This window comes from Streptomyces sp. NPDC005004 (genome assembly GCF_053600675.1).
This window is the reverse complement of sequence record NZ_JBSGAH010000009.1, coordinates 75,944-99,586: the sequence shown is the minus strand read 5'-3', so window position 1 is coordinate 99,586 and position 23,643 is coordinate 75,944. Positions and strand designations below refer to the sequence as shown.

The window sequence follows — 23,643 nt, the reverse complement described above, 5'->3', positions numbered from 1 at the left end:
TCCGGTGCTCAAGGCGACGCTGAGAAGCTTCCTGGCGCACAAGGGCCGCCTCGCGCTGTCCGCGCTGGCCGTCCTGTTGTCCGTGGCGTTCGTCGCGGGCAGCCTGATCTTCTCCGACACGGTGAGCCGGACCTTCGACCGGCTCTTCGCGTCGACGGCGGCCGATGTGACGGTGGGCCCGAAGGAGGACCTGCGCTCCCCGGTGCCGGGCGGCGCCGTGCAGACCGTTCCGGCCGCGCTGCGGGACAAGGTCGCCAAGGTGCCCGGGGTGGCCTCGGCCCACGCGGACGTGTCCGTGCAGAACGTCGTGGTGGTCGACAGCCGTGACAAGTCGGTGGGTCCGACGACCGGCGCCCCCACCATCGCCATGGCCTGGTACCTCACCGACCGCAGCCCGGTCGAGCTGACCTCGGGTCACGCCCCGCGCGGTGCGGGCGAGGCGCTGCTGGACGCGGACACCGCGAGCAAGAAGCACGTGCGGGTCGGTGACACGCTCACGGTGCAGGCGCAGCCGGGGACCTTCCGGGTCCGGGTGGTCGGCATCGCCACGTTCACCACGACCAATCCCGGCGCGGCCCTGGTCTTCCTGGACCCGGCGGTGGCCGCGCGCGAGCTGCTGGGCTCGGACACCCGAGCCACCGCCATCTCGGTGGACGCGGCCCCGGGCGTCGACGACAAGGTGCTCAAGAGCCGGGTGGCGACGGCCGTCGGCCCCGGGCACTACGACCTGAAGACCGCCGGTGAGCAGGCGAAGTCGGCCGCGGCGAACCTCGGCGGCTTCCTCGACGTGATCAAGTACGTGATGCTGGGCTTCGCCGGGATCGCCGTCCTGGTCGGCATCTTCCTCATCGTCAACACCTTCTCGATGCTGATCGCGCAGCGCACCCGCGAGCTGGGCCTGCTGCGGGCGCTGGGCGCCGACCGGCGGCAGGTGCGCCGCTCGGTGCTCCTGGAGGCGCTGCTCCTCGGGGTGGCCGGCTCGACGCTGGGGCTCGCGGCCGGGATCGGGCTGGCCTACGGGCTGATCCGGCTGATGAGCGCGTTCGGGATGAACCTGAAGGCCACCGAGATGGTGATCGGCTGGGGCACCCCGGTGGCGGCGTACGTGGTCGGGGTGGGCGTCACCTTCGTCGCCGCGTATCTGCCCGCGCGGCGCGCGGCGACCGTCTCCCCGATGGCCGCGCTCTCGGACGCCGAGATCGCGGGCGTCGACAAGCCGCTGACCGCGCGGGCCGTCGCGGGCGGGGTCGTCGGCGTGGCCGGCGCGGCCGCGCTGGCCGGGTGCGTGGCGTCGGACAGGACCGTCACGGCGGCCTCGCTGCTCGGGCTCGGTGTGGTGCTGACGCTGATCGCGACCGTGGTCGCCGGGCCGCTCCTGGTACGCCCGGTGATCCGGGTGCTCGGCGCGGCCTTCCCGGCGCTGTTCGGCTCGGTGGGCCGGATGAGCCAGCGCAACGCGCTGCGCAATCCGCGCCGTACGGGCGCCACTGCGGCCGCGCTGATGGTGGGGCTCGCGCTGGTGGGCGGGATGTCGGTGGCGAGCGCGTCGATGTCGGCGTCGTTCGACCGGCAGATCGACCGCACGCTGGGCGCCGACTACGTCGTGCAGAGCCAGAACTTCACGCCGTTCACCAAGGAGGTCACCCGCGCGGTCGAGGGCACACCGGGTGTCGGACTGGTCGTACGGCAGCGGCTCACCCCGCTGGCGCTGCGGCTGCCCGACGGCAAGCGGGTGGAGACGGCGGCCGCGGGGTACGGCCCGCACCTCGACCAGGTCGCCCATCTGGCCTACACCCAGGGTGGGACGGCGGCCGCGCTGGCGGACGGGCATCTGGCGATGGACGCCGGGTTCGCGAAGGACCACCGGGTGAAGGTCGGCAGCGTGCTCCCGGTGGAGTTCCCGGGCGGACGGCGGGCCACGCTGACGGTCGGCGCGCTCACCAACCTGGACACCGGCGAGGGCTTCGGCACCCAGGGCGGTGTCTTCTTCGGCCTGGGCACCCTGGAGAAGCACGTGCCCGGCGCCCAGGACTCCTCCCTCTACGTCAACGCCTCCCCCGGCACGAGCGCGAGCGAGCTGCGCGGCGCGCTGAACTCCTCCCTCAAGCCGTTCCCGCAGGTACAGGTGCGCGACCAGGCCGACTACAAGAAGCTGGTCCACGACCAGATCTCCGTCCTGCTCTACCTGGTGTACGCCCTGCTCGGCCTCGCCATCGTCATCGCCGTGCTCGGCGTGGTGAACACGCTCGCCCTCTCGGTCGTGGAGCGCACCCGCGAGATCGGCCTGCTGCGCGCGATCGGGCTCAGCAGGCGGCAGTTGCGCCGGATGATCCGGCTGGAGTCGGTGGTGATCGCGGTCTTCGGCGCGGTCCTCGGACTCGCCCTCGGCCTGGTCTGGGGCGTCTGCGGCCAGCAGGTCCTGGCCCTGCGCGGTCTGAAGGAACTGGCCGTCCCCTGGGGCACGATCGTCGCCGTGGTGATCGGCGCGGCGGTGGTCGGCGTGGTCGCGGCCCTGCTCCCGGCGCTGCGCGCCTCGCGGATGAACGTGCTGGCGGCCATCGCGCACGAGTGAGCCCCGCGTTCGGCCCCGGCCGGGTGCGCGCCGTGATGGAATCGCAGGGTCAGCGCAACTCGCCTCAGACCCAGGAGAGTTCATGCCTCGCCCGTTCCGGTTCGGAGTCAACATGCTCGCCCCGTCGCCCGGCGCCGAGTGGCGGGCGAGATGTCGGCTGGCGGAGGAACTGGGGTACGACGTGATCCTGGTCCCCGATCATCTCGGCATGGTCGCGCCGTTCCCCGCGCTGGTGGCGGCCGCGGCGGTGACCGAGCGGCCCCGGCTCGGGACGCTGGTGCTCAACGCGGGGCTGTGGAACCCCGCACTCCTGGCCCGCGAGGTCGCCACCACGGACGCGCTGACCGACGGGCGTCTGGAGCTGGGCCTGGGTACCGGGTACGTCCGCGCCGAGCACGAGCGGGCCGGGCTGCCGTTCGGTGCCCCGCAGGAGCGGGCGGACCATCTGCGCCGCACGGTGGAGGAGTTGGAGCGGCTGCTCGGCTCCGGCGAGGCGGGGTTCCACCCCGTGCAGGAGCGGGTGCCGCTGCTGATCGGCGGCGACGGCGAGCGCACGCTGCCGCTGGGGGTGGCGCACGCGGACGTCGTCGGCTTCACCGGGGCACGGATGGTGGGCGGGCGACTGCGCGCGCTCCCGGCGAAGGAGGTGGCCGAGCGCGTGGCCCGCTACGAGGAGCTGGCGGCGGACCGTGCCGTGGCCGCGGAGCGGAACCTGCTGATCCAGACCGTCGCCGTCACCGGCGATCCCGCGGCCGCGCTCGGCCCGCTGCTGGAGCGGCAGCCGCAGTTGTCCCTGGAGGAGGCGCTGGAGCTGCCCGTCGTCCTGGTCGGCTCGCTGGAGGAGGTCGTGGCGAAGGCGCTCGCGCTGCGGGAGCGGTACGGGTTCTCGTATCTGACCGTGCTGGAGCCGTACCTGGAGGTGTTCGCGCCGGTGCTGGAGCGGCTGCGGGCCGCGGACGCCTAGACCATTCGGGGTTTTCGTTCCGTTTCGAGACGGTATACATGCTTCCGTACCGCGTGACCCGCACGGGGTGCGCCCGGGCGCGGTGTGGAGCCCGTACGGCCCGGACGCGGCCGTACGTCCTGCGGGCGTCCCGGCGCAGCGCGCGTCGGGGCCGCCGGGCGCCCCCGCTACCGCCTTCCGGAAGAGGGATGCGCCATGACGACAGACACCGGCGACGGGCAGGTCGGCTTCGCCGATCTCGAACTGGCCCCCGAGATCGTGGGGGCGCTGACCGCGCTCGGCTACGAGGAGCCCACCCCGATCCAGCAGGAGGCGATCCCGCCGCTGCTGGCGGGGCACGACCTGCTGGGGCAGGCGGCGACGGGCACCGGCAAGACCGCCGCGTTCGCGCTGCCGCTGATCCAGCGCCTGGCGCGCGGCGGCAAGCGCGGCGGGGGGCCCTCCGCACTGGTGCTGACGCCGACCCGCGAGCTGGCCATCCAGGTGTCGGAGGCGGTTCATCGCTACGGCACCGACCTGGGCGTACGCGTCCTGCCGGTGTACGGCGGCCAGCCCATCGGACGCCAGCTGCGCGAATTGCAGCGCGGCGTGGACGTGGTGGTGGCGACACCGGGCCGGGCGCTCGACCACATCGCGCGGGGCACGCTGAAGCTGGACGACCTGCGCACGGTCGTCCTCGACGAGGCCGACGAGATGCTGGACATGGGCTTCTCGGAGGACATCGACGCGATCCTGGAGCATCTGCCCGAGGAGCGGCAGACGGTGCTGTTCTCGGCGACGATGCCCGCGCGGATCGACTCCATGGCGCGCAAGCACCTCAGCGACCCGGTCCGGGTGCGCATCGAGCGGGAGGCGCCCGCGCCGGGCGAGGCACCCCGGGTGCGCGAGTCGGCGTACGTCGTGGCGCGGAACCAGAAGCCGGCCGCGCTGGGGCGGCTGCTCGACGTGGAGTCGCCGGAGGCGGCGATCGTGTTCTGCCGCACCCGCGACCAGGTGGACCAGCTCTCCGAGACGCTGAACGGCCGCGGTTACCGCGCCGAGGCGCTGCACGGCGGGCTGAGCCAGGAGCAGCGGGACCGGGTGATGGGGCGGCTGCGCAGCGGTACGGCGGACCTGCTGGTGGCGACCGATGTGGCGGCGCGCGGCATCGACGTGGAGCATCTGACGCACGTGATCAACTACGACGTGCCCTCGGCGCCCGAGTCGTACGTCCACCGGATCGGGCGCGTGGGCCGCGCGGGCCGCGAGGGCGTGGCGATCACGCTGGCGGAGCCGCGCGAGTCCCGGATGCTCAAGACGATCGAGCGGGTGACCGGGCGGAAGGTGCCGCTGGAGAAGGTGCCGTCGGTGGCGGACCTGCGGGCCCGGCGCCTGGAGCTGACCCGGGCGGCGCTGCACGAGAGTCTGCTCGACGACGAGGACCTGGAGCGGTTCCGGGTGGTGGTGGAGACCCTCGGGGACGAGTTCGACGTGATGGACGTGGCGCTGGCTGCGGTGAAGCTGGCGCACGAGTCGGGCGGCGCCGCCTTCGACGAGGAGGAGATTCCCGAGATCACGCCTCGTGACCGGGACCGTGATCGCGGCCGGGACCGGCGGGACCAGGACCGGGGCCAGCGCGGGCGCCGGGCGCCGCGGCGTTCCTCGCCGGGGATGACGCGGCTGTTCGTGGGCGCCGGGCGCAGCGCGGGCATCCGGCCGCAGGACCTGGTGGGCGCCATCGCCGGGGAGTCGCGGCTGGACGGGCGGGACATCGGCTCGATCGAGATCGCGGACCGCTTCTCGCTGGTGGAGGTGCCCGACGAGGCGGCGGAGGACGTGATCCACGCGTTGCGCGGTGCCTCGATCAAGGGGCGGCGGGCGCAGGTCCGGCGGGAGCGGGAACAGCGCTGAGCCGAAGGGACCGGCAGGGGAAATCCTCTGGCCCGGCCGGACGGCGTTCTGGTTGGGTCGGGGGACATGAGCGATCTTCAGATCCGGCCCGCCGCCGTCCCCGACATCGACGCCGTCCTGGAGTTCTGGCGGCAGGCGGCGGAGGGCACGAGCATCAGTGACGACCGGGAGGGAGTGGCCCGGCTCCTCGCGACGGACCCCGAGGCACTGCTGCTCGCGGAGCGCGCGGGGGCACTGGTAGGGACGGTCATCGCGGGTTTCGACGGCTGGCGCTGCTCGGCGTACCGCCTCGCCGTGCACCCGGACCACCGACGTCGGGGCATCGCGAGCGCGCTGCTGGAGGCGGCGGAGCGGCGGTTCGCCGCGCTCGGCGGGCGCCGGGCGGACGCGATGGTGCTGGTGCGCAACGAGACGGCGCACCATGCCTGGGGCGCGGCGGGGTACGTGCCCGAGGAGCACTGGCGCCGCTGGGTGAAGCCGCTGACGTCCTGAGGCCGGACCGGCCCGGCCGCACGGACGCTTTGCTTTTCCTTTACCCTGTAGGTGTCATCCGGTCTTCGACGAAAGGTTGTGAGCGTCCGCCCATGGGCGAGCCTCCCAGTACGCGACATCGCGCGTTCCGCGCCCCGGTGCCCGATCATGGGACGGGGGTGACCCGATGACCGAAGTGCTGCTCCTTGTGGTGGCGGTTCTGCTGTCGCTCGCCTGCGGCGCCTTCGTGGCGGCCGAGTTCTCGCTGACCACGGTCGAGCGCGGCGAGCTGGAGCGGGCCGCGGCGCGCGGCGAACGCGGGGCCTCCGGTGCGCTGAAGGCCGTGCGCAGTCTGACCTTCCAGCTCTCCGGCGCGCAGCTCGGCATCACCGTGACCAACCTGGTGGTCGGTATGCTGGCCGAGCCGTCGATCGCCAAGCTGCTGTCGGGGCCGTTCCGGTCGATGGGTCTGTCGGCGACCACCGCGAGTTCGGTCGCGCTGGTACTGGGCACGGCCCTCTCCACGGTGTTCCTGATGGTCGTCGGCGAGCTGGTGCCGAAGAACTGGGCGATCTCCTCGCCACTGGCGGTGGCCAAGCGGGTGGGGACGCCGCAGCGGTGGTTCAGCAATGTCTTCCGCCCGTTCATCACCCATCTGAACAACACGGCCAACCGCGTGGTGCGCCGCTTCGGTCTGGAGCCCGCGGAGGAGCTGGCCTCGGCGCGCGGACCGCAGGAACTGGTGGCGCTGGCCCGGCACTCGGCGCGGCAGGGCGCGCTGGAGGCGGACACCGCCGAGCTGTTCGTGCGCACGCTGAACCTGGCCGACCTGACGGCGGAGAACGTGATGACGCCCCGCGTGCAGGTCGTCGCCCTGGACACCCAGGCGACCTGCGAGGACGTGGCGAACGCGACCCGTGCGACCGGGCTTTCGCGCTTCCCGGTGTACCGGGGCGGTCTCGACGCGGTGGTGGGTGTCGCGCACATCAAGGACGTGCTCGCGGTGCCTGCCGGGGACCGGCCGGTGCGCTCGGTCACGCAGATCATGCGCGACCCGCTGCTGGTGCCGGAGTCCCTGACCGTGGACCGGCTCCTGGACCGGCTGTCCGGCCGCCGCACCATGGCGGTCGTCATCGACGAGTACGGCGGCACGGCGGGCGTCGCGACGCTGGAGGACATCGTGGAGGAGGTCGTCGGCGAGGTCCGCGACGAGCACGACCCGCACGAGACGCCCGACCTCGCGCCCGACGGCACCGACGACGAGGGGCGTCTGGTGTACGCGGCGGACGGCGCCGCCCGCACCGATCAGCTCGCGAGCATCGGGCTGCGGGTGCCCGAGGGGCCCTACGAGACGCTGGCCGGGCTCGTCGCGACCCGGCTCGGCCGGATACCCGAGGCCGGGGACCGGGTCGAGGTCGCCGGCTGGCGGCTGGACGTGACGGACGCCTCCGGGCACCGGGCCGCGCGGGTGAGGCTGCACGCGCCGTGGGGCACGGTCCGGGGCGGGGCGGAACACGGTGAGCGGACGGAGGGGGCGCGATGACCGCAGTACAGCTTCTGATCGGACTGGCGACGCTGGTCGTCAACGCCTTCTTCGTGGGCGCCGAGTTCGCGCTGATCTCGGTGCGGCGCTCCCAGGTCGAGCCGCTGGCCCAGGAGGGCGACAAGCGGGCACGTCGGGTGCTGTGGGGTCTGGAGCACGTCTCCGCGCTGCTCGCGGCGGCACAGCTCGGCATCACCCTGTGCACCCTGGTCCTCGGTGTGGTCGCGGAGCCCGCGATCGCGCATCTGCTGGAGCCGGTGTTCCACGCGGTGGGCGTGCCCTCCAGCGCGGGGCACGTGGTGTCGTTCGTGATCGCGCTGACGCTGGCGACGTATCTGCACATGCTGCTCGGGGAGATGGTCCCGAAGAACATCGCGCTCGCGGAGCCGGTGCGCAGCGCGCTGCTGCTCGGGCCTCCGCTGGTCGCGCTGTCCCGCGCCCTGCGCCCGGTGATCTTCACGGTCAACGCCTTCGCCAACGGCCTGCTGAAGCTGCTCCGCGTCGAGGCCAAGGACGAGGTGGCGGCCAGTTTCACCGACACCGAACTGGCCGAGATCGTCAAGGACGCCAGCGAGGCGGGTCTCATCGACGACCGCGCCCAGGAACGCCTCCACGACGCCCTCGAACTCGGCAGCCGCCCGGTCCGCGACGTCGTCGTCCCCCTGGAACGCGTCGTCTACGCCCGCGTCGGCATCACTCCGGAACAACTGGAACGCCTCTCCGCCGAGTCGGGCTTCTCCCGCTTCCCGGTGGTCGACAACGGCCGCCGCATCGTCGGCTACCTCCACGTCAAGGACGCCCTCGACGCCTCTCCCCGCGACATGCCCTTCCCCCTCGCCGACATGCGCCCCATCGCCCGTATCCGCGAGACCAGTCCCCTGGACGACGTCCTCACGGCGATGCGCGGCAGCCGGACCCACGTGGCGGCGGTGATCGGGGAGGACGGGCGACTGGCGGGACTGGTGACGATGGAGGACGTACTGCGGGAGCTGTTCGGCCAGACGGCGTGAGGGGTGCCGTCCGGCGGTGGGGGCGGGACCCTGCGACGCACCTGGAGTTCGGCGCCCCTGCGGGTCGGGCTCGGCTGGAGCGACGCGGACCTGGGCGGCGCGGGGCCCGGCGGAGTGGCGCGCGTTCCGTGCGCCCGGCGCGCGTGCCGACCGCCGGCGGGACGAACCGGCACGGCGGCAGGGGGTGCGGCGGCGGACGGACGGAGCGGCACCAGGGACCGCAGCCGCGCCGCGCAGGGCACCGTGGGGGTACCGACCGGTGAGTATGCGGGGCAGGGATACCATCGCTTTCGCCATGCACACGAATTCCACGCCTCCCGCGCACACCAGCCTTGTCGCCGTCGGCGACTCCTTCACCGAGGGGATGTCGGATCTGCTGCCCGACGGGTCCTATCGGGGATGGGCCGATCTTCTCGCCGCGCGGATGGCGGCACGGCAGCCGGGGTTCCGGTACGCCAACCTCGCGGTGCGGGGGAAGCTGATCGGGCAGATCGTCGAGGAGCAGGTGGATCTCGCGGCCGCGATGCGGCCGGATGTGATCACGCTGGTCGGCGGGCTGAACGACACCCTGCGGCCCAAGTGCGACATGGGCCGGGTCAAGGGCCTGCTGACCGAGGCGGTCGAGCGGCTGGCGCCGCACTGCGAGCAGCTCGTGCTGATGCGCAGCCCCGGCCGCCAGGGCCCCGTGCTCGAACGGTTCCGGCCGCGCATGGAGGAGTTGTTCGACTGCGTGGACGGGCTCGCGGAGAAGCACGGCGCCGTCGTCGTCGACCTGTACGGCGCGGCCTCGCTGTCCGACCCCCGGATGTGGGACGTGGACCGGCTCCACCTCACCCACGAGGGCCACCGCAGGGTCGCGGAGGCGGTGTGGCAGTCGCTCGGCTACGAGCCCGAGGACGCCGACTGGCACACCCCGATGCCGCCCACCCCGCTGCCGGGCTGGATGGACCGCCGCGTGGCGGACGCCCGCTTCGCGCGGACGTACCTCCTGCCGTGGATAGGCCGCCGTCTGACCGGCCGTTCCTCGGGCGACGGACGGCCGGCCAAGCGCCCCGACCTGCTGCCGTACGAGGACCTCACGGGCTCCTTGTAGGTTCCTCCGAACAACCCCAGGGCGCTGGCCTGCACGAATTGCCAGTAAACTCGGTGCACGTGACTTCAGCGCCCGCCAAGCCCCGCATCCCGAACGTCCTCGCCGGACGCTACGCCTCCACCGAGCTCGCCTCGCTCTGGTCGCCCGAGCAGAAGGTGAGGATGGAGCGGCAGCTCTGGCTCGCCGTGCTGCGGGCGCAGAAGGACCTCGGCATCGACGTGCCCGACGAGGCCATCGCCGACTACGAACGCGTCCTCGACACCGTGGACCTGAACTCGATCGCCGAGCGCGAGAAGGTCACCCGGCACGACGTGAAGGCCCGGATCGAGGAGTTCAACGCCCTCGCCGGTCACGAGCACGTGCACAAGGGCATGACCTCCCGCGACCTCACGGAGAACGTCGAGCAGCTCCAGATCCGTGTCTCCCTGGAGCTGATGCGCGACCGTACCGTCGCCGTCCTCGCCCGCCTCGGCAAGCTCGCGGCGGAGTACGGCGAGCTGGTCATGGCCGGCCGCTCGCACAATGTCGCCGCCCAGGCCACCACTCTCGGCAAGCGCTTCGCCACGGCGGCCGACGAGCTGCTCGTGGCGTACGAGCGCGTCGAGGAGTTGCTCGGCCGCTACCCGCTGCGCGGCGTCAAGGGACCGGTCGGCACCGCCCAGGACATGCTCGACCTGCTCGGCGGTGACGCCGCCAAGCTGGCCGAGCTGGAGCAGCGGATCGCCGCCCACCTCGGCTTCTCGCACGCGTTCACCTCGGTCGGTCAGGTCTACCCCCGCTCGCTGGACTACGAAGTCGTCACCACGCTGGTCCAGCTCGCGGCGGCGCCGTCCTCGCTGGCCAAGACGATCCGCCTCATGGCGGGCAACGAGCTGGTCACCGAGGGCTTCAAGCCGGGCCAGGTCGGCTCCTCCGCGATGCCGCACAAGATGAACACCCGCTCCTGCGAGCGCGTCAACGGCCTGATGGTCGTCCTGCGCGGCTACGCCTCGATGACCGGCGAGCTGGCGGGCGACCAGTGGAACGAGGGCGACGTGTCCTGCTCGGTGGTGCGCCGGGTCGCGCTGCCGGACGCGTTCTTCGCGCTGGACGGCCTGCTGGAGACGTTCCTGACCGTGCTCGACGAGTTCGGCGCCTTCCCGGCGGTGGTCGCGCGCGAGCTGGACCGCTACCTGCCGTTCCTCGCCACCACCAAGGTGCTGATGGCCGCGGTGCGGTCCGGGGTCGGCCGCGAGGTCGCGCACGAGGCGATCAAGGAGAACGCCGTCGCCACCGCGCTCGCCATGCGGGAGCAGGGTGCCGACCGCAACGACCTGCTGGACAAGCTCGCCGCCGACGAACGACTGCCGTTGGACCGCGCGCAGTTGGAGGCCCTGATGGCCGACAAGCTGTCCTTCACCGGCGCCGCCGCCGACCAGGTCGGCGTGCTGGTGGGCCGGATCGACGCGATCGCCGCCAAGCACCCTGAGGCCGCCCGCTACACCCCCGGAGCGATCCTCTGACCCGCTTCACCCAGGCGCAGCTGGAGGCCGCCCGCGACCGTCTCGTCCCCGACGTGATCGCGGACGGCCTCCATGTGCTGTTCTGCGGCATCAACCCCGGTCTGATGTCGGCCGCGACGGGCCACCACTTCGCCCGGCCCGGCAACCGCTTCTGGCCCGTACTCCACCGCTCCGGCTTCACCCCCCGCCTGCTGAAGCCCGCCGAGGAACGCGACCTGCTCGCCTGCGGCCTCGGCATCACCAACGTCGTCGCCCGCGCCACCGCCCGCGCCGACGAGCTGAAGCCCGAGGAATACCGCGAGGGCGGCCGCCTGCTGGCCGCCAAGGCCGAGCGGTACGCCCCGCGCTGGCTCGCCGTGGTCGGCGTGACGGCCTATCGCTCCGCCTTCGCGGACCGCACCGCCCAAATCGGCCCCCAGGAACGGACCTTCGGCGACACCCGGGTGTGGGTCCTGCCCAACCCCAGTGGTCTGAACGCCCATTGGACACTGGAGACGATGGCGGAGGAGTTCGCCCGGCTGCGGGAGGCGGCGACGGAGGCGTAGCCGCGCCGGCTCAACGCCACCGCGGCGGGACGGCGGCCAACCGCGAGCGACGGTCCCACGTGGGGGGCCGTCGCTCCGGCTTGAACCACGGGGCCCCGTTGTCGAGCCAGCTCCGGCGCAGTGACCGCACCTGATGCGGCCGCTCGTCACCGTGCCCCGGCTCCGTTCCACAGCAGTCGCAGATCACATGGAGCGCGCAGCCGAACGCGTCGAAGCGGGCGTCGCCCGCGTCCCATGCGCAGACGCGGCAAACGGTCTCGGCGGCGAACCTCATGCCGCAGGTTATCGCCGTCACCGCCTGGGACCGACTCTACGGCGGAGCCGTCCGCGTCACCGTCGCCAGCAGCTCCGCCTCGTCCGCCGGGTCCCGGTCGGCCACGCCCACCGCCACCCAGGCGCCGTCCTCCGCCTGCCACACGTCCAGTTCGTCGGTGCGCAGACAGAGCGTGGCCCAGGGCTCGGGTATGGACTCGCCCCGCGCCAGCCGGACCCGGAGGGTGAGCATCCCCCAGACGGGGCCACCGCCCCAGCGCTCGTCGAGCCGTGCGGCTATCGCCCCGCACAGCGCGTGCAGGTCCTCCGCCGCACCCGCCCGCACCCCGGCGTCCCCCGCCCCGAGCCCCTGACCGGTCTCCAGGACCACGGTGTGATGCCCGACCCCGCCCGCCGGCAGATCCAGGGCGCGGAGCCGGTCGATGGCGGCGAGGTGCCGTGCGACGACGTCCATGGGTCCAGTAAAGCGGGGTGCACTGACAATTGGCGGGGCGTCATGCTCTCCCTCCGGACCGCGCCACGCCCTCAGGCGTCCCGGCGCCGTACGCACCACGCCCCCGCGAGGAGCGCCGCCGCCGTCCACAGCGCGGTGACCGCGAGCCCGGACCAGGGGCCGAGGGCGCCGTCCCAGCTGCTGTGCAGGGCGATCTGGCCGGCCCGGTCGGGCAGATAGTCCGCGGCGCCGGAGGAGAGGTCGCCGATGACGAAGGACACGATCAGCAGGAAGGGGATCAGCAGGGCGAGCGTGGTGACGCCGCTGCGCAGAACGGCCGCGAGTCCGGCGGCGAGGAGCGCCATCAGCGTCAGGTACAGCGCGCAGCCGAGGGCGCCGCGCAGCCCGTCGCCCCAAGGGGGTGCTTGCGCACCGAGGTTGACCCGGCCCACCGCGAGGGTCAGCACTCCGGTGAGCAGACCGACCGCGCACACCGGCAGTGCGACGGCCGCGGCCTTGGCGGCGAACCAGCGGGAGCGGTCCGGAGCGGCGGCGAGCGTCAGCCGGAGCGCACCGCCCCGGTACTCCCCCGCCACCGCCAGCGCACCGAAGGCGACCGCCGCGATCTGGCCGAGGCTCACGCCGAAGTACACCGAGAACAGGGCGTCGGAGTGATCGGGATGCGCCGAGGTGACCGCCGAAAAGCCCACGGTGACGAGGAGGACGGCGGAGAGAGCGCCCACCAGCGACCGCAGCGTACGGATCTTGAGCCACTCGGCGTGCAGGACCGGGACGAACGGCATGGTCAGACCTCCTGGGACTGTGCGGTGAACTCGGCCTCGGCGGCCGTGAGATCGAGGTACGCCTCTTCCAGGCCGGCTTCCTGGGCGGCGAGTTCGAGCACCGGCAGCCCCGCCTCGGCCAGCAGCCGCCCCAGCTCCTCCGCGGAGGCGCGCCCAACGGTCCACGCGCCGTCCGCGCCCCGCTCCGCCTCGTGGCCGTGTCGCAGGAGCAGCGCGCCGAGGGCGTCGGCGTCGGCCGTACGTACCCGGACCCGGGGCCGCACCCGCGCGTCGATGAACTCCCGTACCGGTGTGTCCGCGAGGAGGCGGCCCCGGCCGAGGATCACCAGATGGTCCGCGAACGCGGCCGTCTCGCCCATCAGATGGCTGGACACCAGGACCGTACGCCCCTCGGCGGCCAGCTCCCGCAGCAGCGAGCGGACCCAGACGATGCCTTCGGGGTCGAGGCCGTTGGCGGGTTCGTCGAGCAGGATCACCTCGGGGTCGCCGAGCAGCGCGGCGGCGATGCCGAGCCGCTGGCGCATCCCGAGGGAGAAGGTCCGCACCCGGCGCCGGGCCACGGAGGCGAGCCCGGTCCGCTCCAGGACGGCGCCGGCTCGCGCCACGGGGATGCGGTTGGCCGCCGCCAGCACCCTGAGGTGGTCGTACGCCGTGCGGGCACCGTGCGCCGCACGGGCGTCCAGCAGGGAACCCACCCGGCGCAGCGGCTCGGTGAGGCGGTCGTAGGGGCGGCCGTCGAGGGTGGCGGTGCCGGAGGTGGGCCGGTCGAGACCGAGGACGAGCCGCATGGTGGTGGACTTGCCCGCTCCGTTGGGTCCGAGGAAGCCGGTGACGCGGCCGGGGCGGACGGTGAGGGTCAGTCCGTCGACGACGCGTCTGCCGCCGTACTCCTTGGTGAGGTCGCGCAGTTCGATGCTGGTCATGGCAGTGAGCCTCGCCGGACGCTCGCCCCCGCGCCTCCCCCCGGCGTGGGGATCTCCTCCCCCGTGCGAGGGAGGTGCGTCACCCGCGCGGCCTGCGACGATGGCGCCATGGTCCGCTTCCTGCGCCCGCTGCTGCGCGGGACGACGTACACACGCCTGCTGCATCTGTGGGTGCCGATGCTGATCGTCAGCGTCTGGCTCTTCATCGACCCCCGTACGCCGTGGATGCCCGCGCTCCTGATCGCGCCGGCCGGTCTCGCGTCCGGGGTGCGCATGGGCGAGGGAGTGCAGGCGCGGCTGCTGCTGACGCCCGGTGAGAGGGAGCCGGGCATCTCCGCGGTCCCGGCGGCCTCCTGGCGGGACCGATGGCGCACCGTGCTCTGGCTGGAGGTGCGGATGGTCCTCGGGGCGGTCGCGGTGTTCGCCTGCGTGTGGCTGCCGACGCTCACCTTCGACCTCAGCAAGTACGCCTGGGGAAAGCCGCCTTCGGGTCTCCCCATCCTGGACCGGCTGCCGCCGCACCCGGCGTACGCGCTGTTGGCCCCGCTCCCGCTGCTCGTCCTGTACGGCGCGGTGGTCGGGCTCGGCACGCTCGTCACGGCGTGCGCACGGCAGTTGCTCGGTCGCTCGGCCGCCGAACGTCTGGCCGCGCTGGAGGAGCGCACCGAGCTGCTGCTCGAACGGACCCGGATCGCGCGGGAGTTGCACGACTCGATCGGTCACGCGCTGACCGTGGCGGTGGTCCAGGCGGGCGCCGCGCGGGCCGCGGACGACGCGGAGTTCACCGGACGCGCGCTGACCGCCATCGAGGAGACCGGCCGGGCCGCGCTGGAGGATCTGGAGCGGGTGCTCGGGGTGCTGCGCGAGGCGGAGCGACCGGTGGCCGCGCGGCCCACGCTGACGGCCGCGGACCGGCTGCTGGAGTCGGCGCGGGCCTCGGGCGCCGAGGTGGACTCCGTGGTGACGGGTCCGGTGGCGGCGGTGCCGGGCCCGGTGTCCCGCGAGGGCTACCGCATCCTCCAGGAGGCTCTGACCAACGTCCTGCGGCACGCCGGGCCGGTGCCCGTGCGGGTCCGGGTGACCGTCGCCGGGCAGCGGCTCACGCTGGAGATACGCAATCCGCTCCCGGCGGTCCGGGCCGACAGCCGTGGGGGCAGCGGGCTGCGCGGCATCCGCGAGCGGGCGGCGCTGCTCGGCGGCACCGCCCTGACCGGCCCGGACGAGGGCGAATGGCGGGTGCGGGCGGAACTGCCGCTCGGCTGAGACGGAGCGGAGGAGCGCGCCACCACTCGGCCGACACGAAGGCGCCCGCGCTGATCTACGCTGGCCGGATGCCGGTCACCGTACTGCTCGTCGACGACGAACCCCTGGTCCGCGCCGGTCTGCGGGCCGTGCTGAACGCACAGCCCGGCATCGAGGTGGTCGGCGAGGCCGCCGACGGCGCGGCCGTCATCCCGCTGGTGCGGCAACTCCGGCCGGACGTCGTGGCGATGGACGTGCGGATGCCCCTCCTCGACGGCATCGAGGCCACCCGGGCGGTGCTGCGCACGGTGAGCGAGCCGCCCAAGATCCTCGTGGTGACGACCTTCGAGGAGGACGAGTACGTGTACGAGGCGCTGCGCGCGGGCGCGGACGGCTTCCTGCTGAAGCGGGCCCGCCCGGAGGAGATCGCGCACGCGGTGCGCCTGGTCGCGGCGGGCGACTCGCTGCTGTTCCCGGCGTCCGTACGGCAGTTGGCCACCCGTTACGGCGGAGGGCGGCGCGCCTTCGACCCCCTGGCGGCGGCCCGGCTGACGGAGCGGGAGGCGGAGGTGCTGCGGCTCATGGCGCGGGGACTGACGAACGCGGAGATCGCCGGCCGGCTGGTGGTCGGCGTCGAGACGGTGAAGTCGCATGTGAGCGCGGTGCTGGCCAAGCTCGGGGCGCGCGACCGGACGCAGGCGGTCATCGCCGCGTACGAGTCGGGGTTCGTCGCGCCGGGATGACCCCCGCCCGCCCCTCGCCGGGATCGGCGGGCCCGAGTACGATCCGCCCCACGACGCCCGCGAGCTGGGAGGACGGACCGTGGGGCAGCTTACCGGTGGCGATCCCTCGCTGCTGCGGAGGATCAACTCCGCGGTGGTGCTGCGCGCGCTGCGCGACACGGAGTGCGCGACGCTCACCGAGATCACCCGGGTGACCGGGCTGTCGCGGCCCACCGTCGAGGGGGTCGTGGAGGGGCTGGCCGAGGCGGGGCTCGTGGTGGAGACGGCGGCCGAGGAGGGGACGGCCCGGCGGCAGGGGCGCCCGGCGCGGCGGTTCCGGTTCCGGGCCGAGGCGGGGCATCTGCTGGGCCTGGAGATAGGCGCGCACCGGGTGGTGGCGACCTTGTCCGACCTGGACGGACGGGTCCTCGGCACCCAGACCAGACCCGTCGACGAGAAGGCCCCCGCCGACGAGCGCCTGGAGCGGCTGCGCGGCACGGTCGCCGAGCTGCTGCGCCGGGCCGGGGTCGCCCGTGGCTCGCTGCGCGCGGTCGGGGTGGGCACGCCGGGCATCGTGGAGGCCGACGGAACGGTTCGCCTGGGTACGGCGCTGCCCGGCTGGACGGGGCTGCGGCTCGGGGACCGGCTGAGCCGTTCGTTCAAGTGCCCGGTGCTCGTGGAGAACGACGCCAACGCGGCCGTCGTGGCCGAGCGCTGGAAGGGCGCGGCGGCGAAGAGCGACGACGTGGTGTTCGTGCTGGCCGGTCTCAGTCCGGGCGCGGGCGCGCTGATCGGCGGGCGGCTGCACCGGGGGTTCGGCGGGGCGGCCGGGGAGATCGGGGCGCTGCATCTGCTGGGCCGCGAGGCCACCCCGGAGACGCTGCTGTCCACCACGGACGAGCCGCTGCCCCCGCTGGACGAGCAGGCGGTCACCGAGGTGTTCGCGCTGGCCCGCGAGGGCGACCGGGCGGCGCGGGCCGCCGTGGAGCGCTTCATCCAGCGCCTGGTGCACGACGTGGCGGCGCTGGTCCTGGCCCTCGATCCCGAACTCGTCGTCATCGGCGGCTGGGCGGCCGGTCTGGACGGCGTCCTGGACCCCCTGCGCCGCGAGCTGTCCCGCTACTGTCTGCGCCCCCCGGGCGTCGCCCTCTCCCTCCTGGGCGAGACGGTCGTCGCCATGGGCGCGCTGCGGCTGGCGCTGGCGCATGTGGAACGGCAACTGTTCGCGGTGGAGGGGGCGGTGGGGGCGGGCGACTGAGCCGGCCCGGCCGTACAACACCGCACGCCCCGCCCGGCAGGCGAGGCGTGCGGTCGGTTCAGAGCCCCCGTCAGGACGCCCGGCGCGCCGGATCCTCGTGTATCTCCACGTCCGGGGAGTCCCCGAACGTCAGCCGGCACGTGTCCGCCCGGTACGTCGCCACGGAGAGCGCCGCCGTGCGGCCCGCCGCGTGGAAGCGCGTCGTCAGGACCAGGACCGGGGAGCCCGGCAGCCGGTCGAGTTCGCGGGCGTCGTCCGCCCCGGCGGAGCCGAGTTCGACGGCGCGGTCCTGACCGTCCAGCTCCAGCCGGTGCAGCTCGCGCAGCACCGCACGCGCGCGGGACGGCCCCGAGGGCGCGTCGATCGCGGTGAGGTCGGGCACCGAGGCAGCCGGGACGTAGAGCAGTTCGGTGGCGACGGTGCGGCCGTGCGAGGTGCGGGAGCGGCGCACGGTGTGCACCTCTTGCCCGCCCGTCTCCAGCGCGGCGGCGACGGACGCGGGTGGCACGGACCGTACACAGTCCACGGGCTGCCAGGCGTCGTCCCCGGCCCCCGGCCAGGTGTGCCGCGAGGTGCCGACGGCCACGCCCATGCGCGGCGGTGCGACGGTGGTGCCGACGCCCCGGCGGCGCTGGAGGCGGCCCTCCAGCTCCAGTTGCTCGAGCGCCTGGCGCAGCGTGGCACGGGCCACGCCGTAACGGGCCGCGAGGTCGCGTTCGTTCGGCAGGATCTCGCCGACCGAGAACTCCGAGTCGAGTGCCTCGGTGAGCACGGTCTTGAGATGCCAGTACTTCGGTTCCGGCACCGATTCCAGTTGCGTGGTCCCCACCCTGTCCTCCGCAAGCCGTTGTCCGGCGGTTTTGGCGCCCTTGTTTATTAAAGGTTGTTGCAGTTATCAGTGACCATAAAACGGGCCTGATTCTTGGTCAAGACCAATCCTCTCTCCAGGGCCCATATCGGCGGGGCCCGGACACCCGGGCGTTCACACGGTGTTCGCGAGAGAGCGCAGCTTGTCCGGGTTGCGGACGATGTAGACCGTGCTGACGAGGCCGTCCACGATGTCGACCTGGAACACCGAGTCGGGCTTGCCGTCGATCAGGACGAGCACCGCGACGCCGCCGTTGACCTCGACGAACTCGTACGACATCCCGGGTACGACGCCCTTGCCGGTGGCGCCCACGAGGAAGCGGCCGACCTTGTCCGCGGTGTGCAGCTCGCGCACCGGCGCCTTCGCCTTGCCGCCGCTGTCGCCGACGAGCCGGGCCTCGGGCGCGAGGAGAGACATCAGCCCTTCGAGGTCGCCCTCGGTCGCGGCGGCGAGGAAACGCCGGGTGAGGTCGCGGCGCTGGGCGGGGTCGACGTCGTAGCGGGGCCGTCGCTCCTCGACGTGGCGGCGGGCCCGTCCGGCGAGCTGGCGCACCGCCGCCTCGCCGCGGTCGAGGAGGTCAGCGATCTCGGCGTACGGGTAGCCGAACGCCTCGCGCAGCACGAACACCGCGCGCTCCAGCGGGGAGAGCGACTCCAGGACGACGAGGACGGCGAGGGAGACGGAGTCGGCGAGCAGGGCGCGGTCGGCGGTGTCGGGGACGGAGTCGCCGAAGTCGGTGACGTACGGCTCGGGCAGCCAGGGGCCGACGTACGCCTCGTCGCGCGCCTTGACCTGGCGGAGCCGGTCGATGGCGAGGCGGGTGGTGACGCGCACCAGGTAGGCGCGCGGTTCGCGGACCTTGTCGCGGTCGGCGCCCGCCCAGCGCAGCCAGGCGTCCTGGACCACGTCCTCGGCGTCGGCGACGCGGCCGAGCATCCGGTAGGCGACTCCCATGAGGAGAGGGCGGTTCTCTTCGAAGACGTCGGTCGCGGTGTCGGTGGTCACCGCCTCATCCCAGCCGACCTGTCCGCCGGTGTCCAGACGGTATCGCCCGACACGCGGCAGGGCCCCTACGGAATCAGCCGGTCCGGTACCGGGGTGGCGAGTTCACCGCCCGGCGCGGGTACTACCCGCCGGTAGCCATTGCTGACAAGCTGTCCACCGCGTCCGTCAGCAGCCCACCCGAGGAGCACTTCATGTCCGCCACCGCCTCCTTCCCGGTCACCGGCCCGCACGGCACGGGAGACGTGACCGTCTCCTACGAGCGCGTGGGACGCGGCGAGCCGCTGGTCCTGCTGCACGGCATCGGGCACCACCGGCAGGCGTGGAGTCCGGTGATCGACATCCTGGCGACCGAGCGCGAGGTCGTCGCGGTGGACCTGCCCGGCTTCGGCGCCTCTCCCGGTCTGCCGGCCGGCCTGGACTACGACCTGCCGACGACGAACGCCGTGCTCGGCTCGTTCTTCCGCGAACTGGACCTGGACCGGCCGCACGTGGCGGGCAACTCGCTCGGCGGACTGCTCGCCCTGGAGCTGGGCAGCGCGCGACTGGTCCGCTCGGTCACCGCGCTGTCCCCGGCCGGGTTCTGGACGGAGGCCGAGCGCCGCTACGCCTTCGGGGTGCTGCTCGCCATGCGCGGCATCGCGCAGCGCCTTCCGCTGCCCCTGGTGGAGCGGCTGGCGGGCAACGCGGTGGGGCGTACGGCGCTCACCAGCACCATCTACGCCCGCCCGGCGCGCCGTTCGCCCGAGGCGGTGGTTGCCGAGACGCTGGCGCTGGCCGGGGCGAGCGGCTTCGAGGCGACGCTGCGCACGGGCACCACCGTGCGGTTCACCGACACCGTGCCCGGTACGCCGGTCACGGTCGCGTGGGGCACCCGGGACCGGCTGCTGCTGCGCAGGCAGGGCGTGCGCGCCAAGCAGACGATTCCGCACGCCCGCCTGGTGCGGCTGCCCGGCTGCGGGCACGTCCCGATGAACGACGACCCGGCGCTCGTGGCACGCGTCCTGCTGGACGGCAGCCGCTGACCGCCCGCGTCCCGTACCCTCGGTAGTGCCGCGCACCGGCGTCATCCCCCGGAGCGCGGCACTCCCGCGTACGGGCCAACTCGCCTGCGGGGTGAGCACGTTCCGTGGCTGATGGGGCGGCGCACGAGGCGCCGCGGCGGATCACGGCCGTAGAAAGTGCAATGAAATCGACCCAATCAGCCTTTACCCATCGGTCACAGAGCGTTCGTGATCACGCAACACCACTGCGTCACAGTGGCCGCATGACACCAGAGACCTCTCAGACGATGCGCGCCCGGCACGGGCGCCCGGTGCACCACTGGCGGCGCGATCTCGTGGAACTGGCCGCGCTGTTCACGGCCGTCGCGGTCGCGGACGCGGTGGCGAACCTGGTCGGGCACGGTCCCGACGGTCCCGCGCTCCTGGTGGCCTCGGCGATCGCGCTGGCCGCGACCGCCGGTTTCCACACGTGGTGGTCAAGGCGCCACGCGCCCCCGGTGCCCGGCAGCGATACCGGCGCCCGGTCCGCCGCCGTGGCGCGGCAGGCCGGGCAGCCGGACGACGGGAGTGCCCCGCTGGAAGGACCGGGCGCGCTGTGGCGGATGCGGACGACCGTGCGGGACGAACCCGGCTCGCTGGCCGTGCTGTGCACCGCGCTGGCCGAGGCGCGGGTCGACATCCTGAGCCTCCAGACGCATCCGCTGGGCGACGGCACCGTGGACGAGTTCCTGCTGCGGGCGCCTCGGGCGCTGACGGCGACCGAGCTGACCCGGACGGTCGCCCGGGCGGGCGGCGCCGCCACCTGGGTGGAGCGGGCCGACGCCCACGATCTGGTGGACGCCCCCACCCGGGTCCTCGGCCTGGCCACCCGTACCGCCCTGGACACCGCGGAACTCCCGCTCGCACTGAGGCAGTTGCTGGGGCGGTGCACCGTGCGTTCGCTGCCCGGCAAGCCGACGGACGCGGGCGCGGTGCCCGTCGAGGGCGTGCTGGAGGACACGGTGATGCGGCTCCGCGCCCCGGGCGGCGGGGTGTTGAGCGTGGAGCGGCCGTATCTGCCCTTCACGCCGACGGAGTTCGCGCGGGCGCGGGCGCTGGTCGAGCTGGACGGCAGGCTGGGCCCGCGCATTCCGCGCGGCCATGACGTGCTGACGCTGCCGGAGGGCAACGACATCACCGTGCGCCGGGTGGACACCGGTGACCTGGAGGCCGCCCGCGCGATGCACGAGCGGTGCTCGCCGGACACCCTCGCGCTGCGCTACCACGGCCCGGTCTCCGACGCCGACCGTTACCTCAACCACCTGCTCAGCCCCCGCTTCGGCCGCACCCTGGCCGCGCAGACCACGTCGGGACGCGTCGTCGGACTCGGCCATCTGCTGTGGGACGGCGACGAGACCGAGGTCGCCCTGCTGATCGAGGACGACTGGCAGCGGCGCGGCATCGGCGCCGAACTGCTCGGCCGCCTGGTCGCGATGGCGGTCGAGGCGGGCTGCGAGAGCGTGTACGCCGTGACCCGCTCCTCCAACACCGGCATGGTCGCGGCGATGCGCGGTCTCGGGCTTCCCCTGGACTACCAGGTCGAGGAGGGCACCCTGGTCATCACCGCCCGCCTCGACACGGTGCCGGTGCCGGTGCCGCGCGAGGACGGCCGGGTACGGCTCGGCGGCGCGGCGGAACATGGCTGAGCGCGACTGAACACCGCTCCCCCGGCATCGCCGGCACGAGCGCGGCACGGCCCGAACGGCACCTGGGTACAGGGCCGTTCGGGCCGTGCCGCGTTCACCCCACCGCCTCGCTCAACGGCACCGGCTTACGGGCGACCGCACCCCGCGCGCCGCCCAGCGCGCCGTCCAGGTCCGCCCACAGGTCGTCCACGTCCTCCAGACCGACCGAGAGCCGCAGCAGCCGGTCGCTCACCCCGGCGCCGCGCCGGTCCTCGGCGTCGACGATGCGGTGGCTGATGGAGGCGGGGTGCTGGATGAGGGTGTCCACGCTGCCCAGGCTGACGGCCGGGGTGATCAGCCGGACGCGGGAGATCACCTCGTGCGGGTCGCCGTGCGTCTCGAAGGCGATCATCGCGCCGCCCAGCCGCGGATAGCGCACGCGGGCCACGCGCGGGTCGGCGGCGAGCCTGCGGGCGAGTTCGGCGGCGGTCACGGAGGCGGCCCGTACCCGGACCGGCAGCGTGGCCAGGCCCCGCAGCAGCAGGTATCCGGCGAGCGGGTGCAGCACCCCGCCGGTGGCGAACCGTATCCTGCGCAGTTGCCCGGCGAACTCCTCGTCGCAGGCGACCACTCCGGCGAGCACGTCCCCGTGGCCGCCGAGGTACTTGGTGGCGCTGTGCAGCACCAGGCGGGCGCCGAGTTCCGCGGGGCGTTGCAGCACCGGCGTCGCGAACGTGTTGTCGGCGAGCAGCGGGACGGAGCCGCAGGCGTGGGCGACGGCGCGCAGATCGGTCTCGGCGAGGGTGGGGTTGGCCGGGGACTCGACCATCACGAGGCCGGTGTCGGGGCGCAGCGCGTCGGCGATGCCGGCCGGGTCGGTCCAGGTGACCTCGGTGCCGAGCAGTCCCGCGGTCAGCAGATGGTCGCTGCAACCGTACAGCGGCCGTACCGCGACGACATGACGCAGGCCCGCCGCCGAGCGGGCGAGCAGGACCGCGCTGAGGGCGGCCATGCCGCTGGCGAACGCCACGGCCGACTCGGTGCCTTCGAGCCGGGCGAGCGCGGTCTCGAAGCGGGCCGTGGTCGGGTTGCCCAGGCGGCCGTAGACCGGCGGTCCCACGGGGTCGGCGCCCTCGGCGGCGAAGGCGTCGATGCGTGCCGCCTCGGCGCGGCTGTCGTACGACGGATACGTGGTGGACAGGTCGATGGGCGGGGTGTGCAGGCCCTGGCGGGCCAGGTCGTCGCGCCCCGCGTGCACGGCCTCGGTGGCCAGAGCGCGGGAAGCGGTGTTGTCGAAAGCGCCGTTGCTCGCTGAGTCCATGGGCGTCAGGGTGAACACCGGCCGGGCTCAGGGGGTGAACAGCCGTGTTACGTTCGGCCCATGGCCGATTCCGTCGTACTGGACCCGGTGGATCTGCTGTTGCTGCGGCTGCTGCAGAACGACGCCCGGACCACGTACCGCGATCTCGCCGCGCAGGCCGGGGTGGCGCCCTCGACGTGTCTGGACCGGGTGGCGCGGCTGCGCCGTTCGGGGGTGATCCTCGGGCACGAGCTGCGCCTGGACCCGGCGAAGCTGGGGCGCGGTCTCCAGGCGCTCCTTTCGGTGCAGGTACGGCCGCACCGGCGGGAGTTGGTGGGTCCCTTCGTGGAACGGGTGCGCGCGCTGCCGGAGTCGCGGACGGTGTTCCATCTGACCGGCCCCGACGACTATCTGGTGCACGTGGCCGTGGCGGACATGGCCGATCTTCAGCGCCTGGTTCTGGACGAGTTCACCTCGCGGCGCGAAGTGGCGCGGGTGGAGACCCGGTTGATCTTCCAGCAGTGGGATTGCGGTCCGCTGCTCCCGCCCGGCACGCCGTGA

The 23,643-nt window shown here is 73.6% G+C and carries 21 protein-coding genes; 15 read left to right on the top strand and 6 right to left on the bottom strand.

Features of this window, described 5'->3' with window-relative positions:
* Window positions 1–4: 4 nt before the first annotated feature.
* The 9 genes from ACWEEU_RS14890 to mug all read left to right on the top strand — a co-directional run bounded on the left by ACWEEU_RS14890 (window position 5) and on the right by mug (window position 11,590).
* Window positions 5–2,572, top strand: a complete 2,568-nt coding sequence (locus ACWEEU_RS14890; RefSeq protein ID WP_451732295.1) for an ABC transporter permease — start codon at window positions 5–7, stop codon at window positions 2,570–2,572.
* Between the two features lie 82 nt (window positions 2,573–2,654).
* Window positions 2,655–3,536, top strand: a complete 882-nt coding sequence (locus ACWEEU_RS14885) for a TIGR03621 family F420-dependent LLM class oxidoreductase (protein ID WP_451732292.1) — start codon at window positions 2,655–2,657, stop codon at window positions 3,534–3,536.
* Between the two features lie 195 nt (window positions 3,537–3,731).
* Entirely contained in the window at window positions 3,732–5,426 is a 1,695-nt protein-coding gene (locus ACWEEU_RS14880; RefSeq protein WP_385739822.1) for a DEAD/DEAH box helicase, read from the top strand.
* Between the two features lie 66 nt (window positions 5,427–5,492).
* The gene (locus ACWEEU_RS14875) at window positions 5,493–5,918 is read left to right on the top strand and encodes a GNAT family N-acetyltransferase (RefSeq protein WP_451732288.1); all 426 of its coding nucleotides are present in this window, start codon (window positions 5,493–5,495) and stop codon (window positions 5,916–5,918) included.
* A gap of 166 nt (window positions 5,919–6,084) precedes the next feature.
* The gene (locus ACWEEU_RS14870) at window positions 6,085–7,440 is read left to right on the top strand and encodes a hemolysin family protein (protein WP_385739828.1); all 1,356 of its coding nucleotides are present in this window, start codon (window positions 6,085–6,087) and stop codon (window positions 7,438–7,440) included.
* The gene (locus tag ACWEEU_RS14865; RefSeq protein ID WP_451732285.1) at window positions 7,437–8,450 is read left to right on the top strand and encodes a hemolysin family protein; all 1,014 of its coding nucleotides are present in this window, start codon (window positions 7,437–7,439) and stop codon (window positions 8,448–8,450) included. Before ACWEEU_RS14870 ends, ACWEEU_RS14865 begins: the two co-directional genes overlap by 4 nt.
* A gap of 295 nt (window positions 8,451–8,745) precedes the next feature.
* Window positions 8,746–9,543: an SGNH/GDSL hydrolase family protein gene (locus ACWEEU_RS14860; RefSeq protein WP_451732282.1), complete on the top strand. Its 798-nt coding sequence runs from the start codon at window positions 8,746–8,748 to the stop codon at window positions 9,541–9,543.
* A 59-nt stretch (window positions 9,544–9,602) separates the two neighbouring features.
* Window positions 9,603–11,045, top strand: a complete 1,443-nt coding sequence (purB, locus tag ACWEEU_RS14855; RefSeq protein ID WP_451732279.1) for an adenylosuccinate lyase — start codon at window positions 9,603–9,605, stop codon at window positions 11,043–11,045.
* Complete coding sequence (mug, locus tag ACWEEU_RS14850; RefSeq protein ID WP_451732717.1) at window positions 11,042–11,590, top strand: G/U mismatch-specific DNA glycosylase; 549 nt, start codon at window positions 11,042–11,044, stop codon at window positions 11,588–11,590. Before purB ends, mug begins: the two co-directional genes overlap by 4 nt.
* A 310-nt stretch (window positions 11,591–11,900) precedes the next feature.
* Here the strand turns inward: mug and ACWEEU_RS14845 are convergent, their stop codons facing one another.
* The 3 genes from ACWEEU_RS14845 to ACWEEU_RS14835 form a co-directional block, all read right to left on the bottom strand.
* Window positions 11,901–12,317, bottom strand: a complete 417-nt coding sequence (locus ACWEEU_RS14845; protein ID WP_451732276.1) for a hypothetical protein — start codon at window positions 12,315–12,317, stop codon at window positions 11,901–11,903.
* Between the two features lie 71 nt (window positions 12,318–12,388).
* Window positions 12,389–13,099, bottom strand: a complete 711-nt coding sequence (locus ACWEEU_RS14840) for an ABC transporter permease (protein WP_451732273.1) — start codon at window positions 13,097–13,099, stop codon at window positions 12,389–12,391.
* Between the two features lie 2 nt (window positions 13,100–13,101).
* A complete protein-coding gene (locus ACWEEU_RS14835; RefSeq protein ID WP_385739849.1) occupies window positions 13,102–14,022 on the bottom strand; it encodes an ABC transporter ATP-binding protein in 921 nt (306 codons plus the stop codon).
* 108 nt (window positions 14,023–14,130) lie between these two features.
* Here ACWEEU_RS14835 and ACWEEU_RS14830 point away from each other — a divergent pair, with 108 nt between their 5' ends.
* The 3 genes from ACWEEU_RS14830 to ACWEEU_RS14820 all read left to right on the top strand — a co-directional run bounded on the left by ACWEEU_RS14830 (window position 14,131) and on the right by ACWEEU_RS14820 (window position 17,244).
* Window positions 14,131–15,285, top strand: coding sequence for a sensor histidine kinase (locus ACWEEU_RS14830; RefSeq protein ID WP_451732269.1), 1,155 nt, complete (start codon window positions 14,131–14,133; stop codon window positions 15,283–15,285).
* A 68-nt stretch (window positions 15,286–15,353) separates the two neighbouring features.
* The gene (locus ACWEEU_RS14825; RefSeq protein ID WP_385739855.1) at window positions 15,354–16,007 is read left to right on the top strand and encodes a response regulator; all 654 of its coding nucleotides are present in this window, start codon (window positions 15,354–15,356) and stop codon (window positions 16,005–16,007) included.
* 79 nt (window positions 16,008–16,086) lie between these two features.
* Window positions 16,087–17,244 (top strand): ROK family transcriptional regulator, encoded by a 1,158-nt coding sequence (locus ACWEEU_RS14820; protein WP_385739858.1) that lies wholly within the window; start codon window positions 16,087–16,089, stop codon window positions 17,242–17,244.
* 70 nt (window positions 17,245–17,314) lie between these two features.
* Here the strand turns inward: ACWEEU_RS14820 and ACWEEU_RS14815 are convergent, their stop codons facing one another.
* Both ACWEEU_RS14815 and ACWEEU_RS14810 read right to left on the bottom strand, forming a co-directional pair.
* On the bottom strand, window positions 17,315–18,073 hold the full coding sequence (locus ACWEEU_RS14815; protein WP_451732265.1) for a GntR family transcriptional regulator: 759 nt from the start codon (window positions 18,071–18,073) through the stop codon (window positions 17,315–17,317).
* Window positions 18,074–18,226: 153 nt separating this feature from the next.
* A complete protein-coding gene (locus ACWEEU_RS14810) occupies window positions 18,227–19,117 on the bottom strand; it encodes an RNA polymerase sigma-70 factor (RefSeq protein ID WP_451732262.1) in 891 nt (296 codons plus the stop codon).
* 191 nt (window positions 19,118–19,308) lie between these two features.
* On the opposite strand from ACWEEU_RS14810, the gene ACWEEU_RS14805 reads away from it, so the two are divergent.
* Together ACWEEU_RS14805 and ACWEEU_RS14800 are read left to right on the top strand one after the other, a co-directional pair.
* Window positions 19,309–20,139, top strand: a complete 831-nt coding sequence (locus ACWEEU_RS14805) for an alpha/beta fold hydrolase (RefSeq protein ID WP_385739867.1) — start codon at window positions 19,309–19,311, stop codon at window positions 20,137–20,139.
* Window positions 20,140–20,381: 242 nt separating this feature from the next.
* On the top strand, window positions 20,382–21,803 hold the full coding sequence (locus ACWEEU_RS14800) for a GNAT family N-acetyltransferase (protein ID WP_451732259.1): 1,422 nt from the start codon (window positions 20,382–20,384) through the stop codon (window positions 21,801–21,803).
* A gap of 94 nt (window positions 21,804–21,897) precedes the next feature.
* Here the strand turns inward: ACWEEU_RS14800 and ACWEEU_RS14795 are convergent, their stop codons facing one another.
* Window positions 21,898–23,103 carry a trans-sulfuration enzyme family protein gene (locus ACWEEU_RS14795; RefSeq protein WP_451732256.1) on the bottom strand — a complete coding sequence of 402 codons (1,206 nt, stop codon included), beginning with the start codon at window positions 23,101–23,103 and terminating at the stop codon, window positions 21,898–21,900.
* A gap of 60 nt (window positions 23,104–23,163) precedes the next feature.
* On the opposite strand from ACWEEU_RS14795, the gene ACWEEU_RS14790 reads away from it, so the two are divergent.
* A complete protein-coding gene (locus ACWEEU_RS14790; protein ID WP_385739876.1) occupies window positions 23,164–23,643 on the top strand; it encodes an Lrp/AsnC family transcriptional regulator in 480 nt (159 codons plus the stop codon).

What these genes read in the sequence shown, in the direction of transcription:
- ACWEEU_RS14885 (WP_451732292.1), top strand. Translation starts at nt 2,655, where the DNA reads ATGCCTCGCCCGTTCCGGTTCGGAGTCAACATGCTCGCCCCGTCGCCC.
- ACWEEU_RS14880 (WP_385739822.1), top strand. Translation starts at nt 3,732, where the DNA reads ATGACGACAGACACCGGCGACGGGCAGGTCGGCTTCGCCGATCTCGAA.
- ACWEEU_RS14875 (WP_451732288.1), top strand. Translation starts at nt 5,493, where the DNA reads ATGAGCGATCTTCAGATCCGGCCCGCCGCCGTCCCCGACATCGACGCC.
- ACWEEU_RS14870 (WP_385739828.1), top strand. Translation starts at nt 6,085, where the DNA reads ATGACCGAAGTGCTGCTCCTTGTGGTGGCGGTTCTGCTGTCGCTCGCC.
- ACWEEU_RS14865 (WP_451732285.1), top strand. Translation starts at nt 7,437, where the DNA reads ATGACCGCAGTACAGCTTCTGATCGGACTGGCGACGCTGGTCGTCAAC.
- ACWEEU_RS14860 (WP_451732282.1), top strand. Translation starts at nt 8,746, where the DNA reads ATGCACACGAATTCCACGCCTCCCGCGCACACCAGCCTTGTCGCCGTC.
- ACWEEU_RS14845 (WP_451732276.1), bottom strand. Translation starts at nt 12,317, where the DNA reads ATGGACGTCGTCGCACGGCACCTCGCCGCCATCGACCGGCTCCGCGCC.
- ACWEEU_RS14840 (WP_451732273.1), bottom strand. Translation starts at nt 13,099, where the DNA reads ATGCCGTTCGTCCCGGTCCTGCACGCCGAGTGGCTCAAGATCCGTACG.
- ACWEEU_RS14835 (WP_385739849.1), bottom strand. Translation starts at nt 14,022, where the DNA reads ATGACCAGCATCGAACTGCGCGACCTCACCAAGGAGTACGGCGGCAGA.
- ACWEEU_RS14830 (WP_451732269.1), top strand. Translation starts at nt 14,131, where the DNA reads ATGGTCCGCTTCCTGCGCCCGCTGCTGCGCGGGACGACGTACACACGC.
- ACWEEU_RS14825 (WP_385739855.1), top strand. Translation starts at nt 15,354, where the DNA reads ATGCCGGTCACCGTACTGCTCGTCGACGACGAACCCCTGGTCCGCGCC.
- ACWEEU_RS14805 (WP_385739867.1), top strand. Translation starts at nt 19,309, where the DNA reads ATGTCCGCCACCGCCTCCTTCCCGGTCACCGGCCCGCACGGCACGGGA.
- ACWEEU_RS14800 (WP_451732259.1), top strand. Translation starts at nt 20,382, where the DNA reads ATGACACCAGAGACCTCTCAGACGATGCGCGCCCGGCACGGGCGCCCG.
- ACWEEU_RS14795 (WP_451732256.1), bottom strand. Translation starts at nt 23,103, where the DNA reads ATGGACTCAGCGAGCAACGGCGCTTTCGACAACACCGCTTCCCGCGCT.
- ACWEEU_RS14790 (WP_385739876.1), top strand. Translation starts at nt 23,164, where the DNA reads ATGGCCGATTCCGTCGTACTGGACCCGGTGGATCTGCTGTTGCTGCGG.